The organism is Tenacibaculum aestuarii (genome assembly GCF_964510395.1).
Taxonomy (GTDB): Bacteria; Bacteroidota; Bacteroidia; order Flavobacteriales; family Flavobacteriaceae; genus Polaribacter; species Polaribacter aestuarii.
The window spans coordinates 204,060-219,958 of record NZ_CAZEFY010000001.1 but is presented as its reverse complement, the minus strand read 5'-3'; the positions used below and the strand labels follow the sequence as shown (position 1 = coordinate 219,958).

Sequence of the window (15,899 nt, the reverse complement as noted above, 5' to 3'; positions counted from 1 at the left end):
GTTGTTAAAATCTTAATTATTTTTAGGCATTTTTGAAAAATGAATATGAAGTTGAAAGTATACATAACGTTATTAGTTAGTTTTATAACAATTGCTCTTAGTGCACAAGACACTGCATTAACAGCTACTGTCAGTAAAAATAAATTAGGTGTAAACCAACGATTACGTATTGAATTCTCTATCAACAAACAAGGTGGTGATAATTTTAAACCACCAAACTTCACTAATTTTAAAATTGTTGGTGGTCCGAGTCAATCAGTAAGTCAATCTTGGATTAACGGTAAAGTTTCTTTTAACCAATCGTACACTTTTATTCTTCAGCCCCTACGAAAAGGAGAATTTAACATTCCTTCAGCAAGCATTGAAATTGAAGGAGAAACCATCAAATCTAATCCTGTAAAAATTATTGTATTAGATGCTGTAGATATCCCTAAAAATCCAAACGATCCGAATTATATTGCCGAACAAAACATACATTTAGTTGCTGAAGTTTCCCAGTCACAACCTTATGTAGGTGAAGGAGTATACATAGAGTATCGTCTGTATGTTAGCGATAATGTGAGCGTTTATGATTTTGGAATTACAGAAGCACCACAATACAATGGTTTTTGGAACCAAGAGATAAAAATTAATGGAACTCAAGTTAAAATAGGCACTTACAATGGAGAACGTCATCGTTACGCCGTTTTACATAAAGCTTTATTAATCCCAACAACTTCAGGTAAGCTAACAATAGACCCTATGAAAATGGATGTTGTCGTAGCTGTACCTACTGGAAAAGCAGACTTTTTTGGTAATCTTATTACACGTCAAGTTCGTAAAGAGTTTTCTTCAGTAAAAAAAGTAATCAACGCAAAAGCATTACCTCTTCAAAATAAACCAGAAGATTTTACAGGAGCAGTAGGGCAATTTTCTTTTGATGTTTCTCTTAGTAAAAACACTTTAAAAGCAAACGAATCATCTCAAATTAAAGTTGCTGTTAACGGAAAAGGAAATTTAAAATTATTTGAACTTCCTAAAATTGAAACCCCTAAAGAGCTAGAAGTATACCAACCAGAAAGAAAAGAAAGTGTTAGTGTTCTTTCTGACGGGCTAAAAGGATCTGTTACCGACAGCTACACTGTAGTTCCAGAATTTAAAGGAAAGTATAAAATCCCGAAGGTTAGTTTTTCATACTTCAACCCTAAAGAAGAGGTATATCAAACAATTACAACAGACGACTTATATGTTGATGTTTTAGAAGGAAAAGAAATCCCTACGGATTCAGACACCAATGCTGTAGCCAAACAAAATGTAAATATTACAGGTAGTGATTTTAGATATATTCAAACATCAACTAATTTCCAACCTATACAAACAGAAGATTTCTTTAAATCTACTTTATTTTATATTTTGTTATTACTTCCTATTGTAGCAATTCCTATCGGAATTTTTATTCAGAAAAAGAAAGAAGAACGTAATAGTGATGTTTTAGGAAACAAACTAAGAAAAGCAGATAAACTAGCTAAAAAATACTTATCGGAAGCTCAAAAACAACTAGGTAACAAAGAAGCTTTTTATGAGGCGTTAGAAAGAGCTTTACACAATTATTTAAAAGCTAAATTAAGTGTAGAAACCTCTGATATCAGTCGTGAAAAAATCACTGAATTATTAGCTAATAAAAATGTTGACAGCACCACAATAAGTAGTTTTATTGATGTCTTTAATAATTGTGATTTTGCTCGATATACTCCCATTACAAACGTACAAATGAAAGAAGAGTACGAAAAGGCAAAACAAGTAATAATGCAATTAGACCGACAATTATAATGAGAAAGCTAGCTATATTATTATTCTTATTGGTGTCATTTTGTACCTTGGCACAAAACACCAATGATTTATTTTCAAATGCCAATTCTTTGTATAAAAAAGGTAATTATGAAGAGGCAATTAAATTGTATGAGCAAATTAAAAGTCAAAACATTGCTTCTTCTGAACTCTATTATAACTTAGGAAACTGTTATTATAAACTTAACAAAGTAGCTCCTACAATTTATAACTACGAAAAAGCATTAAAACTAAATCCTTTGAACGAAGATGCTAAAAACAATTTAGTTTTAGCAAAACGATTAACCTTAGATAGAATTGAAGCCTTACCTAAATCTGTATTGCAAAAATTCAATGAAAACTATTTACAAAAGTTAGCTTACAACACTTGGGCTATCGTTACAGTAATAATCTCATTTATTGCTTCTGTATTCTTTTTACTATTTTATTTTGCTTATACCCCTAGTAAAAAGAGACTATATTTTACAACTAGCATTATCTCTTTTTTACTTTTAATTGCATCTTTGATTGTTACATACACTCAATACAATCAATCAAAAAACACTATAGAAGCCATCGTTTTTTCGGAAGTAATTTCGGTTAACAATGAGCCTACAAATAACTCAGACGAAGTCTTTACCTTGCACGAAGGAACAAAAGTTCTTGTGTTAGATTCGGTAGATAATTGGAAAAAAATAAAACTTGCTGATGGCAAAATAGGTTGGACACAATCTGAAAATTTAAAAGAATTATAACATTTTAGCTTTAAAAAAATAATTACTTTTGCAGCTGAACTTATAATAGTTATATTGATTGAAGTCTAAAATCGCCATATTTTTTGTTGTATTATTCGCTGGGATTATTGTTACTCCTTCGATAATCACATTGGTAGATAAAGACCAAGATATTACTATCTTCTTAAGTTTAAGTGAAGAAGAAGAAAATACAAAACATGTTAAGGTCGCAGAATTGAAAGCGCATCCTAACAATGATTATGTTTCTTTTTTGTACAAAACTATCCAAAAAAAGAAAAACGTACGTTTTGAGTCTAAAAACTACGTTTCTCAATACCCTAAAATTCTAACTCCACCTCCCGAGTTTTTTACTGCTTAATTTTTTTTGCTAATTATTTCATGGAATAATACTCCATGCGGTACTTGGTGAATAAAATTAATATTTTTTGAGATGCGTGTCTATAATATTACACCCCTCAATCTAATAATTAAAAATAATTGATTTTTCATTTTAAAAGTACACTCTAAATTTTCATTTAGAGTATCAAAATATACACATACATTATGTTTAAAAATATTAAAAGCGACTTACCTGCTAGTATAGTCGTGTTCTTTGTAGCTTTACCTTTATGTTTAGGTATTGCATTAGCTAGTGGTGCCCCTCTTTTTTCAGGTGTAATTGCAGGAATCGTAGGAGGTGTTGTTGTTGGAGCTATTAGTGGTTCTAAAATTGGAGTTAGTGGACCTGCTGCTGGTTTAGCAGCAATTGTATTAACAGCTATTGCTTCTTTAGGAGGTTATGAAAACTTTTTAGTAGCTGTAGTTTTAGGAGGTATTATTCAAATCCTTTTTGGAGTTCTTAAAGCTGGTGTTATCGGGTACTATTTCCCGTCATCTGTAATTAAAGGAATGCTTACCGGTATTGGAGTTATCATTATTTTAAAGCAAATTCCTCACTTCTTCGGATACGATGCTGAACCAGAAGGAGCAGATAGTTTTATTGAATCATCTGGTGAAAACACATTTTCTGCGATCTTTAATATTGTAGATAATATTACAATGGGATCAATGGTTATTGGTTTAATCGGATTAGCAATTTTAATTCTTTGGGATAAAGTTTTAAGTAAAAAAGGTAAAATATTTCATATAATTCAAGGTCCATTAGTAGCAGTTGTTACTGGTATCATTTTCTTTACTCTTACCCAAGGAGACGGAACATTAGCAATTCAAGCTTCTCACTTAGTAAGTGTACCAATTCCTGAAAGTGTTGATTCATTCTTAGCTCAATTTACTTTCCCTAATTTTAGCGCTATTACTAATTATGAAGTATGGGTAACTGCTTTTACTATTGCTTTAGTAGCTAGTTTAGAAACGTTACTTTGTGTTGAAGCTACTGATAAATTAGACCCTGAAAAGAACGTAACTCCAACCAATAGAGAATTAGTTGCACAAGGAACAGGTAACATTTTATCTGGTTTAATCGGTGGATTACCAATTACGCAAGTAATTGTAAGAAGTTCAGCTAATATTCAATCTGGAGGTAAATCTAAAATGTCTGCTATTATTCACGGTTTATTATTATTAATATCGGTAATTTTAATTCCAACTTTATTAAACAAAATACCTTTATCAGTTTTAGCAGCTATTTTACTAGTAGTAGGTTACAAATTAGCAAAACCAAGCTTATTCAAGCAAATGTATGCCTTAGGTTGGAAGCAGTTTGTACCATTTGTTATAACAGTTTTAGGTATTGTTTTTACTGACTTATTAACTGGTATTTCATTAGGTTTGGCAGTAGGAGTTGTTGTTATTTTAATTAAGAGTTATCAAAACTCTCACTTCTTACACATAGAAGACAAGAGCAATGGTTTACACAAAATAAAAATGACACTTGCTGAAGAAGTAACTTTCTTTAACAAAGGAGCTATCTTAAAAGAATTAGATAGTTTGCCAAGAGACACGTATTTAGAACTAGATGTGCGCAAAACAAGGTATTTAGACAACGATATTGTTGAAATATTAGAAGATTTTGCTATTAAAGCCAAAGAAAGAAATATCAACATTAAACTTATTTCTGAACGTGGTGAAGTTGAAAATCCAGATAGTTTTATTCAATTCTTTAAATTAAGACCTAAAGCAGCATAATCTAATCATTTAAACCATGAAGCAAAACAAGTATAAAATACTAGTGCTTTCTGACTTACAAGAATCTACTAACAATACTCTTAAAAGTGCTGTTAGTATTGCAAAAATGATTCAAGCCGACATCACTTTTTTTCATGCAAAAAATGCAACAGATATTGTAAAAAAAGAGAGTCAGCTATCTGCTATGCGCACTATTAATAAAGAATATAGCTCTACTAAAAAGAAAATTTTAAACTTTATTACACCTATTTCTAAAGAATATGATGTAACTATAACTTATGATTTTTCTTTTGGTAATGTAAAACAAGAAATAGATCAGTATATAAGTAAAAATAACCCAGATGTAATTGTTTTAGGTAAAAGAAAACCTTCTTCATTAAATATTACTGGCGATAACCTTACTGGTTATATTTTAAAAAATTACAATAATATTATTTTTATTGCTGAAAACAACAATAGTTTAAATCCTGATGAACATATTACTTTAGGACTTTTAAATAATAATATACAATCTTTAGATAAAGATATAACTAAAGGATTATTAGCTAACACTAAAGAGCCTTTAATTTCTTTTAATTTCATTAAAAACCGAGAGAGTATGAATAATATTCAAAAAAATCTTAATGAGGAGACTGTAAATTATAATTTCGATAAAAATAATAATACAATTAAAAATCTCTCTAACTATTTATTAAAAAACAACGTTCATCTTTTACATATAAATAGAGGAGAAAATGAAAACTCTTTAACAAAATCAGACATTTACTCAGTGATAAACAACTTAAAAACATCACTATTAGTAACGTCTACTAATTAAAACAACCTTATAAAAACATATATCATGAAAGCACATACTAAAGAAACGCAGGCTACAATGACCCCAGAGAAATCTTTACAATATTTAAAAGAAGGTAACCTAAGATTTCAAAACAACCTAAAAGCAAACCGTAACTTATTAGAGCAAGTAAACGATACTAGAGAAGGACAATTTCCTTTTGCAACCATCTTAAGTTGTATTGACTCTAGAGTTTCAGCGGAATTAGTTTTCGATCAAGGGTTAGGAGATATTTTTAGTGTAAGAATTGCTGGTAACTTTGTAAATGAAGATATTTTAGGAAGCATGGAGTTTGCTTGTAAATTAGCAGGAACAAAACTAGTTGTAGTTTTAGGACATACAAGTTGTGGAGCTGTTAAAGGAGCTTGTGATAATGCTGAGTTAGGTAACTTAACAAATATGTTAGGTAAAATTAAACCAGCAGTAGAAGCTGTTACAGAACCAACAGATGTTAGTTTAAGAAACTCATCTAACTTAGAATTTGTTGATACTGTTGCTAAGAAAAACGTACAATTAACAATCGATAGAATTTTACAAGAAAGTGATGTACTTGCTGAAATGCATAAAAACGGAGAAATTATGATTATTGGAGCTATGTATGACATTAAAGATGGATCTGTTGCTTTCTTTGAATAGAACTTAAAACTTAACATATCACTTAAATACAAAGGGAGTCTAAACTCAAGTTTAGATTCCTTTTTTATTTTAGAATAATTATCTTAGTGCCTACCTAACAATTATTCTTATGAAAAATCTTTTCTCTAATTTTAAAGGAGATTTATTTGGTGGTATTACAGCCGGTATTGTAGCATTACCGCTAGCACTTGCTTTTGGGGTATCTTCGGGCTTAGGTCCAAGTGCTGGTTTATATGGTGCTATATTTATCGCCTTTTTTGCTGCTTTATTTGGCGGTACTGACACACAAATTTCTGGCCCTACTGCCCCTATGACTGCAGTTAGTATGGTAGTTATTGCTGGTATTTTAGCCACAAATGATGGTGACATTAACAAAGCCTTACCTGCTATTTTAACTGTATTCTTACTCGCTGGGTTTATTCAAATAGGACTAGGACTCTTAGGTCTCGGAAAATATATTCGTTATATCCCCTACCCTGTTGTGTCAGGTTTTATGACTGCCATAGGAGTAATTATTTTAGTCACTCAAATTTTACCTTCTGTAGGATATTACGCAAAAGAAGACACACAATTTGTTGAACAATTTAAACCTCAAGCAGAAGAGTTAATTTTAGAAAACATCTTAAGAGAAGAAGCTGGAGAAGGCATTTTAGTTCTAGAAGACTTTAGAGAGACTATTAAAAGATCTGAAGCTACAACTCAAGCAGATATTTTAAAAGAAAGTAAAACTTTAGCAGGTAAAGAAGCTTCTGGTGTTTTAGGAACATTTAAAGTATTACCTAGAGCATTAAAAAACATTAATTGGTTAGAGCTTATTCTAGCTTTAGGAACAATATTTATCATTTACGGCTTCAAACGTATTACAACAGCTGTACCTAGTACTTTAGTAGCCTTAGTTGTAATGACCGCTATTGCCTTAGGTTTCAATTTAAATTATCGCCCAATAGAGGAAATTCCTGGGGGATTCCCTATTCCTAACATGGAAATCTTTACACAGTTTAGCTTCTCTAGCGTTACTCCATATATTTTTACAGCACTAACACTGGCACTACTTGGAGCTATCGACTCTTTATTAACCTCAGTAGTTGCAGATAACATGACTAAAACTAAACATAAACCTAATAAAGAATTAGTCGGACAAGGTATTGGAAACAGTATTGCTGCTATTTTCGGGGGAATTCCTGGTGCAGGAGCAACTATTCGTACCGTAGTAAACATTAATTCTGGAGGAAAAACAAAATTATCAGGAATGGTTGCAGGTGTAATGTTATTGATTATACTCCTAGGTTTAGGACCTATTGCTTCAAAAATTCCAGCATCGGTTTTAGCAGGTATTTTAATAACAGTCGGAATTGGCGTGATGGATTATAAAGGATTAAAAGCTATTCCTAACCTACCCAAAGACATTAAAATTGGACCTTTTAAAGTGAGCTCTGAAGTAATTATTATGCTAGTGGTACTTGTATTGTCTACTTTTTGGAATTTAGTCTATGCCGTTGGTATTGGATTAGTAATTGCTTCTTTGATGTTTATGAAAAAAATTGGTGATTTAACTGCTGAACGCTCTGATGTGAAATCTTTAAAAGAAGAAAAATGGGCAGACGAAAAGAACTTCCCTAATGAATTAACCGAAGAGGTTTTCATCAAACATATAAAAGGCCCTTTGTTTTTTGGGTCTACCAGCGAGTTCTTAGCTTTATCTAAACAAATTCCGAGCACAGCTTCACATGTAATAATTCGTATGGGAAGAATGCAATATATTGACCAATCAGGGTTGTACGCTCTCGAAGATGTTTTAGTTGACTTAGAAAAAAACGGGATTACTGTTCTGTTAGTTAATGTCTTGAAACAACCTCGATATATGATGGAACGTATCGATATTATTCCTGATTTAATTTCCGAAGAACATATATTTAGCTCTTTCGAAAAATGTCTTAATTGGGTTAAAACTAATGTAGAAGACACCGTTAAATAAACTCACTTAAATATGGATTTATCTAAAATCTTTGAGAATAACAAAAAGTGGATACAAAATAAACTATCCAAAGATTCTAATTATTTTAAGAAATTAAATGAAGGGCAAAACCCAAAATTTTTATACATCGGGTGTTCTGATAGTCGAGTTTCTGTCGAAAATTTAATGGGACTTAAACCTGGTGAAGTATTTGTTCACAGAAACATTGCAAATATGGTTCCTGCAATCGATTTAAATTCTGCTTCAGTAATTGAATATGCTGTAGAGCATTTAAAAGTCAACCATATTGTGGTTTGCGGTCACTACTCTTGTGGGGGTGTAAAAGCCGCAATGCAATCTGCCGATTTAGGTTTATTAAATCCTTGGTTACGTTACATCAGAGATGTGTATCGCTTACATAAAGATGAATTGAATAAAATTGAAGATGAAAATGAACGTTACGATCGCTTGGTTGATTTAAACGTACAAGAACAATGTGTTAATCTTATTAAAACTGCAGCTGTACAAAAGGCCTACAGAGATAGAGGCTTAAAAGTTTACGGTTGGGTTTTCGATATTAAAACAGGTAACCTCATCGATTTAAAAATCGATTTTGAACATATCTTAACAGATATTATGGAAATTTATCACTTAGATTAGTAAATTAATAAAAAACGGATGAAACTTTTCATCCGTTTTTTGTTTCTATATATTGAGTTCTAACTCTAGAGTATTCTTTTCTCCTTCCTCCTTTTCATCATCTTTAATAATCGATGGAAAAATAGTAGGTGCTATTTTTTTTACGGGTTTGTATAAAATAGACTCTTCTAAACTTTCTTGCTTTACAAACGGAATCGTATCATTCATTTTTCCGAAGAAAATAAAAACCACACTTAAAATCAATCCAATTTTTAACGCTCCGAAAACACCTCCTAGTATTTTGTTTAAAACTCCAAGAGAAGCAAAATCAGCTATTTTCGTCAATATTTTACCGAGTAAAGCAATTACAATAATTATCACTACAAAAGTTCCTGCAAATGCTGCTAATGAAATGTACTTTTCATCCCAAGTAACACTATTTTTTAACCAATCTCCAATAAAATACGAAAAGTGTATCGCTCCATAAACTCCAGCAACCAAGGCTACCAACGAAGCTATTTCAACAAAAAGCCCTTTCATAATACCTCTTACAAAACCGAAGAGTAACAAAGCTGTAATAATAATATCAAAAGTATTCATAAGTGCGAAAACAAATTACATGCTCAAATATACATAACTCATTTGTATCTTTGCTTTTTCTAAAAAACACAAATGACTAAAGAAACCAACTTAAAAGAAAAATGGGCCTTCGTGGTAACTCAATTATCACAACAATTTGCTGACGGTGATGAATTAAATATAGATGGAATTATTTATTTAATTGGTGTTCAAGAACTCGGACAAGGTCATAGAAAGTTTAAAAAAGACGAGAAAGTTAACCTAATGCACATCGCTATTTGTAAGTTGTTAGAACCTTACGGATACTATGAATTCGATTTTTTTGATAATGATGGTTGGCCTCACTATAGAACCTTAACTGAGCTTCCAACTTTAAAACCAGGAGAACAATCGGTTTTAATGAAAGAAGCTATTATTAACTATTTTGAAATAATTGACTTTTTTAATTAAGTAACACTTAATTTTCGAATCATTTTTGATAATAACTTCGGAAAGAAACGTTTGGTATAAACTCCAAGCTTTTCCTTAACTCCGGCGATATAAACCTCTTCTCGTTTGTTTCGAATAGCTTTCACCATTTGTTTAGCAAACTCATCAGGATGAATACCGTTTGCCGTGGCTGTATCCATCGTATTTTGCGGGCTTCCATCACCTGTTAACGCATTTTTAGAAACATTCGTTGTTACAAAACCTGGACAAACCAACGTAACAGCAATGTTATCATTATAGTGTTCAGCTCGTAAACTATCAAAAAAACCATGTAAAGCATGTTTAGTCGCTGCATAAGCAGAACGTAATGGGGTTCCAATCTTTCCTACTATACTCGTGGTTACCACAAAATGCCCATATTTATTTTCAATAAAATGAGGTAACAAAGCCTTTGTTAATGCAACCGTTCCTAAATAATTAATATCCATCAATCGTTTGTCAACCGCAATGGAAGTATCTTTTACCAAGGACCTTTGGCTTATCCCTCCGTTATTTACCAAAACATCAATTCTTCCAAAAAATGAAACAGCTTCGACTACTTTACTAGCTAAACTTTCATAAGCCTCTAAATCTAACGCAAGAACAGCTACCTTTTCAGGAAACTTACATTCTTTTATAACTTCATACAAAACACTTTCATTTCTCGAAGAGATAATTAACTTTGCTCCAAGATTAGCTAATTCAATAGTTAAAGATTTTCCTATACCTGATGAAGCACCAGTAATCCAAAATACCTGATCTTTAAATTTCATGTTATCAAACAATTAAAAAAACATTTCTAAAATACATAAGAAAAAATAAATGTGGTATACTTCTTGGATAGAAGTTTGTAAATACCTAGTTTTAAAACCTTATTAGCAACCCTTTAAAATATTATGATGAAAAAACTACTCGCTCTATTAATATTTACAACATCATTAGTTAATGCTCAATACACTATCAAAGGTACTATGACCCCTCCAGATAAAGGTGATTGGGTAATTTTATATAAGATAGAAGGCGCTAAGCAAAACTTTGTAGCAAATACTACTATTCAACTAGACACTGTAATTATTAGTGGAGAAAAGCAAGTATTAGGTAGATTTAACTTTGAACTTCCTGGAACAGCTCCTACTGGTGCTTATAGAGCTACTTATAGAAATACAGGTGCAGGCTTTGTTGATTTCTTCTTTAATAAAGAAAACGTTGAATTTGTTTTTAATCCTAAGTTTTCAGATCAATCAGCTGTAGTATTCACAAGTTCTAGAGAAAATAAATTGTATAGTGAATACCTACAAGCTTATAACGCAGTACAAAAAAAGATAGATTCTTTTCAAGCTTCTTATATAGAGTCTGAAGATAAAGATGCTAAAAAAGCTTACAAAAAAGAAGTTAAAGAACTTGAAGACGTTCAAAAAACGTATGAAAATAAGTCTGAAGGAATGTTAGTAAATAGCTTTATAAAAGCTTCTCGTAGGTATAACTCATACAACCCTCACGACAACCTAAAAGATTATTTATCTGCCACTAGTGAAAACTTCTTTGAATATGTTGATTTTGGAAGTGAAGATTTATTCAACTCTTCTTTCTTAATTGATAAAATCAGTGATTATGTATTTTATTTAAACTATTCTGAAGACAAAGAAGTACAACAAGAATTAATTAAAGAGTCTATCAAAAATGTTATGAAGAAAATATCTTCTGACAAATTAGAAAAAGCTGTTACTTACTACTTAATAAGTGCACTTACCGATAAACGAAATGGTCCTGCTGTAGATTGGATGTTTGAAGAATACTTTGACAAATTACCTAGTAAAGACCAAGACGCTGAATTTAAAAAGGAAAAGTTAGATATCTTACTTGCAACTATAGATAGAATAGCTCCTGATTTTTCTTGGAAAGAAAACGATCAAGAATTAAAATTATCTACCTTAAACGATGGTGAAAAGTACTTATTAGTATTTTGGAGTACTGGTTGTCCTCACTGTATTAAAGAAATACCTGAGTTGTATAAGTTTATGCAAACCCATAAAGAAATCTCTGTTATTTCTTTTGGTATTGAAAATGATGCAACTGAATGGACAGAATTTGTTAAAGATTTACCAGAGTGGCATAATGCAATAGGAACTCACCCTGAGTACAAATTTGATAATGAAACAGTAAAAAAATATAACTTACTAGGTACACCTTCTTATTTCATATTAGACAAGAGCAAAAAAATTATTGCAATGCCTGATCATGTTGAAGATGTAGAAAAATATTTTAATGGAGGAAAAAGCAATTAATCCTCACAATTAAAAACATAAAAAAGCTCAACAAAATTTGTTGAGCTTTTTTTGTACTTTAAAAATATAAAAATGCATCTTTAATATGCTGTATTTTAAACACTTCTTTTTCTTTTAATATAGCTATGATATCAAATTGCACTTCAACATCTAGGTCTCGGTCATTTACATAATTATCAATAGCGCTTACTAGTAATTTTATTTTCTTCGGATTCACAAAATCCTGAGGATTTCCATAATTAATAGATGATCTTGTTTTCACTTCAACAGCTATTAACACATTGTCTTTTTGAGCAATAATATCTACTTCAGCTTTTTGAAAACGATAATTCTTTTCAACAATTTCATACCCGTTTTTTAATAGATAATCAACTGCTAATTGCTCTCCTTTCTTACCAAGCTCATTGTGTTGTGCCATATAAAAACTTATATTTGAATAACCTTAAAACTATCTACCATGAAAAAAAATATGGGAAACACCGACAAGGCTATTAGAACGCTAATTGCTTTAATTATTGCAGCACTATCTTACTTTGAAATTATCTCAGGCGTTTTAGGCAACATATTGCTTGTACTAGCTATTGTTTTGCTAATCACTAGTTTTGTTAATTTTTGTCCGTTATATCGTTTATTTGGTATAAACACTAGAAAAGACAAAAATTAAATTACTTAAATAGCACTGTAGAAGTTTCTTTTTGAACACTTAAAGAAACTTCTCTTCCTAAAATCAATGCCCTATTGTCTGGCTCATGCCCTGCAGGAAAGTTAAAAAGAATAGGAATATCTTTTGGAACAACTTCTAAAATCAACTGCTCTATTGAACTTCCCCACGGAGTCGTGTTTCTTTTTATCTTGGTCATATCACCTACAATAATAGCCTTAACCTTCGTAAAATACCTTGCACGTTTTAAGCTTTGCAACATTCGATCAATCGAATATTTGTATTCTCCTATTTCTTCTATAAATAAAATTTTACCATCAGTAGAAATTTGACTATCCGACCCCAACATCGAAGCTAAAATAGCAATATTACCTCCTACCAATTCTCCTGATACTTCTCCTACTCTATTCTCTTTTGAAGAAGGAATTGAATATCGTAATTCCTCTCCAAATAATGCTTTTTTAAAAGTAGCAATAGTTTGTACAAGTTCTTCTGGTTTTTCTTCCATACTTGTACCCATCATAGCATGTAGCGTTTCTATTCCTAAATTATGAATATGATTATGAAAAACTGTAATATCAGAATAACCAACAATCCATTTAGGATGTTGTTTAAACTTCGTAAAATCTAATTTATCAATAATTCTTACCGAGCCATATCCTCCACGTGCACTCCAAATTGCTTTAATATTCGGGTTATCTAACGCATCTTGAAAATCTTGACAACGCTCTTCATCCGTCCCAGCAAAATGATCATTTTGATTGAATAAATGTTTACCATAAACCACTTTTAATCCCAAACTTTCAGCAAGTTCTTTTGCTTTATCAATTACATGTTTTCTATTCTTTAAAATTCCTGCAGGAGCCACAATAGCTATTGTATCTCCTTTATGTAAATATGGTGGTGTTATTAATTTCATAGTTTTATTTTGCGCACAAACCGATGTAATTATCAATAAAAAAAATAAAGTGAAAATTCTTTTTTCCATAAACAAGTCTCTTTCTTGATTCTAAAAGTTTAAAATCCATCAAATGTACCTAATTTATAACAGTATAAAAAATTGCTTTTTCGTACTTTTGCGGTTTAATTTTAGTCGAAAAACATGAGTACACCAAAAAGATATACAATTACAGCGGCATTACCTTATACAAACGGACCTATTCATATTGGTCACTTAGCAGGGGTATATGTTCCTGGAGATATTTATGCTCGTTATTTACGTCAAAGAGGAAAAGACGTGGCATACATTTGTGGTTCAGATGAACACGGAGTTGCAATACCAATGCGCGCTAAAAAAGAAGGTGTTACTCCGCAAGCTATTATAGACAAATACAACGGAATCATTAAACAATCGTTTGAAGATTTCGGAATTTCTTTTGATAACTATTCACGTACCTCAGCAGAAATTCATCATAAAACAGCTTCAGATTTCTTTACCAAATTATACAACGATGGTGAATTTATTGAAGAGGTTACACAACAATTGTACGATGAAGAAGCTAATCAGTTTTTAGCAGATCGTTTTGTAATTGGTACATGCCCAAAATGTGGAAATGAAGAAAGTTATGGGGATCAGTGTGAAAAATGTGGAACAAGTCATAATGCGACCGATTTAATCAACCCTAAATCAGCAATAACTGGAAATGTACCTACTTTAAAAGAAACCAAACACTGGTTTTTACCTTTAGATAAACATGAAGCTTTTTTACGTGAATGGATTTTAGAAGGACATAAAAACGATTGGAAACCTAACGTATTAGGTCAAGTAAAATCGTGGATTGATGATGGACTACGTCCTCGTGCCGTAACTCGTGATTTAGATTGGGGAATTCCTGTTCCTGTTGAAGGTGCAGACGGAAAAGTGTTATATGTTTGGTTTGATGCCCCTATTGGGTATATTTCTTCTACCAAAGAATGGGCTGCTCGTGAGGGTAAGAACTGGGAAGACTATTGGAAAAAAGACGATACGAAATTAGTACACTTTATTGGTAAAGATAATATTGTGTTTCACTGTATTATTTTCCCTGCAATGTTAAAAGCACATGGAGATTTTATTTTACCTGAAAATGTACCAGCAAACGAATTCTTAAATTTAGAAGGAAATAAATTGTCTACCTCTAAAAACTGGGCGGTTTGGTTACATGAGTATTTAGAAGATTTCCCTAATCAGCAGGATGTGTTACGTTATACCCTAACAGCTAATGCACCTGAAACTAAAGACAACGATTTTACTTGGAAAGATTTTCAAGCGAAAAACAATAATGAATTAGTTGCTATTTTCGGAAACTTTATCAACCGTGTGGTAGTATTAACCAACAAATACTATAACGGATTAGTACCTGCTGCTGGTGAATTATCAGAAGCAGATGAAAATGCTTTAGAACAATTAAAACAATTCCCAGATGTGATTGCGAAATCAATCGAACGTTATCGTTTTAGAGAAGCGTCTCAAGAAATGATGAACTTAGCTCGTTTGGGTAATAAATATTTAGCAGATGAAGAGCCTTGGAAAGTAATTAAAGAAGATGAAGAGCGCACAAAAACAATCATGAATGTTGCGTTACAAATCGCAGCTGGCTTAGCAGTAGTATCTGAACCATTTTTACCTTTCACTTCTGAAAAGTTAAAATCAATTTTAAACATCGATAATACGCTTACTTGGAATGATGTAGCTGAAAAAGAGGTTTTATTAGCTGAGAATCATCAAATAAATAAAGCTGAATTATTGTTTTCTAAAATTGAAGACACTACTATTCAAGCACAGTTAGAGAAATTAGAAGCAACTAAAAAAGCCAATGAAGCGGCAAACAAAGTGGTTGAACCTCAAAAAGACACCATTGAGTTTGACGATTTCACAAAAATGGACATGCGTATTGGAACTATTTTAGAAGCTGAAAAAGTAGCGAAAGCCAAAAAGTTATTAAAACTAAAAGTTGATGTTGGTATGGATGTTCGTACAATCGTTTCTGGTATTGCTGAAAGCTTTAAACCAGAAGATATTGTTGGACAGCAAGTAACTGTTTTATGTAATTTGGCACCAAGAAAAATTCGTGGCGTAGAAAGCCAAGGAATGATTTTAATGACTGATACCCCTGATGGCAAATTAGCTTTTGTTCAGCCTTCAGAAAAGGTTAATAATGGTGAATTTATAGCTTAA

Annotated in this window: 16 protein-coding genes; 12 read left to right on the top strand and 4 right to left on the bottom strand. The window is 31.6% G+C overall.

Annotated features, from left to right (window positions below; genetic code table 11):
* Positions 1-45 precede the first annotated feature (45 nt).
* The 8 genes from ACKTSU_RS01100 (at position 46) to ACKTSU_RS01065 (ending at position 8,770) form a co-directional block, all read left to right on the top strand.
* Positions 46-1,809 (top strand): BatD family protein, encoded by a 1,764-nt coding sequence (locus ACKTSU_RS01100; protein ID WP_408034543.1) that lies wholly within the window; start codon positions 46-48, stop codon positions 1,807-1,809.
* On the top strand, positions 1,809-2,561 hold the full coding sequence (locus ACKTSU_RS01095) for a tetratricopeptide repeat protein (protein WP_408034542.1): 753 nt from the start codon (positions 1,809-1,811) through the stop codon (positions 2,559-2,561). Before ACKTSU_RS01100 ends, ACKTSU_RS01095 begins: the two co-directional genes overlap by 1 nt.
* A gap of 58 nt (positions 2,562-2,619) precedes the next feature.
* Complete coding sequence (locus ACKTSU_RS01090; RefSeq protein ID WP_408034541.1) at positions 2,620-2,919, top strand: hypothetical protein; 300 nt, start codon at positions 2,620-2,622, stop codon at positions 2,917-2,919.
* Between the two features lie 185 nt (positions 2,920-3,104).
* Positions 3,105-4,685, top strand: coding sequence for a SulP family inorganic anion transporter (locus ACKTSU_RS01085; protein ID WP_408034540.1), 1,581 nt, complete (start codon positions 3,105-3,107; stop codon positions 4,683-4,685).
* 16 nt (positions 4,686-4,701) lie between these two features.
* Complete coding sequence (locus ACKTSU_RS01080; protein WP_408034539.1) at positions 4,702-5,502, top strand: universal stress protein; 801 nt, start codon at positions 4,702-4,704, stop codon at positions 5,500-5,502.
* Positions 5,503-5,526: 24 nt separating this feature from the next.
* A complete protein-coding gene (locus tag ACKTSU_RS01075; protein WP_408034538.1) occupies positions 5,527-6,156 on the top strand; it encodes a carbonic anhydrase family protein in 630 nt (209 codons plus the stop codon).
* A 109-nt stretch (positions 6,157-6,265) separates the two neighbouring features.
* Complete coding sequence (locus tag ACKTSU_RS01070; RefSeq protein WP_408034537.1) at positions 6,266-8,131, top strand: SulP family inorganic anion transporter; 1,866 nt, start codon at positions 6,266-6,268, stop codon at positions 8,129-8,131.
* Between the two features lie 12 nt (positions 8,132-8,143).
* A complete protein-coding gene (locus ACKTSU_RS01065) occupies positions 8,144-8,770 on the top strand; it encodes a carbonic anhydrase (RefSeq protein WP_408034536.1) in 627 nt (208 codons plus the stop codon).
* 45 nt (positions 8,771-8,815) lie between these two features.
* Here the strand turns inward: ACKTSU_RS01065 and ACKTSU_RS01060 are convergent, their stop codons facing one another.
* On the bottom strand, positions 8,816-9,349 hold the full coding sequence (locus ACKTSU_RS01060) for a CvpA family protein (RefSeq protein WP_408034535.1): 534 nt from the start codon (positions 9,347-9,349) through the stop codon (positions 8,816-8,818).
* Between the two features lie 72 nt (positions 9,350-9,421).
* On the opposite strand from ACKTSU_RS01060, the gene ACKTSU_RS01055 reads away from it, so the two are divergent.
* Positions 9,422-9,778 (top strand): hypothetical protein, encoded by a 357-nt coding sequence (locus ACKTSU_RS01055; RefSeq protein ID WP_408034534.1) that lies wholly within the window; start codon positions 9,422-9,424, stop codon positions 9,776-9,778.
* On the opposite strand, the gene ACKTSU_RS01050 is transcribed toward ACKTSU_RS01055, so the two are convergent.
* Positions 9,775-10,569: an SDR family oxidoreductase gene (locus tag ACKTSU_RS01050; RefSeq protein WP_408034533.1), complete on the bottom strand. Its 795-nt coding sequence runs from the start codon at positions 10,567-10,569 to the stop codon at positions 9,775-9,777. The genes ACKTSU_RS01055 and ACKTSU_RS01050 overlap by 4 nt on opposite strands.
* 126 nt (positions 10,570-10,695) lie before the next feature.
* Between ACKTSU_RS01050 and ACKTSU_RS01045 the strand changes: the two genes are divergently transcribed.
* Positions 10,696-12,081, top strand: a complete 1,386-nt coding sequence (locus tag ACKTSU_RS01045) for a redoxin domain-containing protein (protein WP_408034532.1) — start codon at positions 10,696-10,698, stop codon at positions 12,079-12,081.
* Positions 12,082-12,139: 58 nt separating this feature from the next.
* Here ACKTSU_RS01045 and ACKTSU_RS01040 read toward each other — a convergent pair whose 3' ends face one another.
* Complete coding sequence (locus tag ACKTSU_RS01040; protein WP_408034531.1) at positions 12,140-12,499, bottom strand: YraN family protein; 360 nt, start codon at positions 12,497-12,499, stop codon at positions 12,140-12,142.
* Between the two features lie 39 nt (positions 12,500-12,538).
* Between ACKTSU_RS01040 and ACKTSU_RS01035 the strand changes: the two genes are divergently transcribed.
* The gene (locus ACKTSU_RS01035; RefSeq protein ID WP_408034530.1) at positions 12,539-12,745 is read left to right on the top strand and encodes a YgaP family membrane protein; all 207 of its coding nucleotides are present in this window, start codon (positions 12,539-12,541) and stop codon (positions 12,743-12,745) included.
* Position 12,746: 1 nt separating this feature from the next.
* Here the strand turns inward: ACKTSU_RS01035 and ACKTSU_RS01030 are convergent, their stop codons facing one another.
* Complete coding sequence (locus ACKTSU_RS01030; RefSeq protein ID WP_408034528.1) at positions 12,747-13,730, bottom strand: S66 peptidase family protein; 984 nt, start codon at positions 13,728-13,730, stop codon at positions 12,747-12,749.
* Between the two features lie 114 nt (positions 13,731-13,844).
* On the opposite strand from ACKTSU_RS01030, the gene metG reads away from it, so the two are divergent.
* Positions 13,845-15,899, top strand: coding sequence for a methionine--tRNA ligase (gene metG / locus ACKTSU_RS01025; RefSeq protein WP_408034526.1), 2,055 nt, complete (start codon positions 13,845-13,847; stop codon positions 15,897-15,899).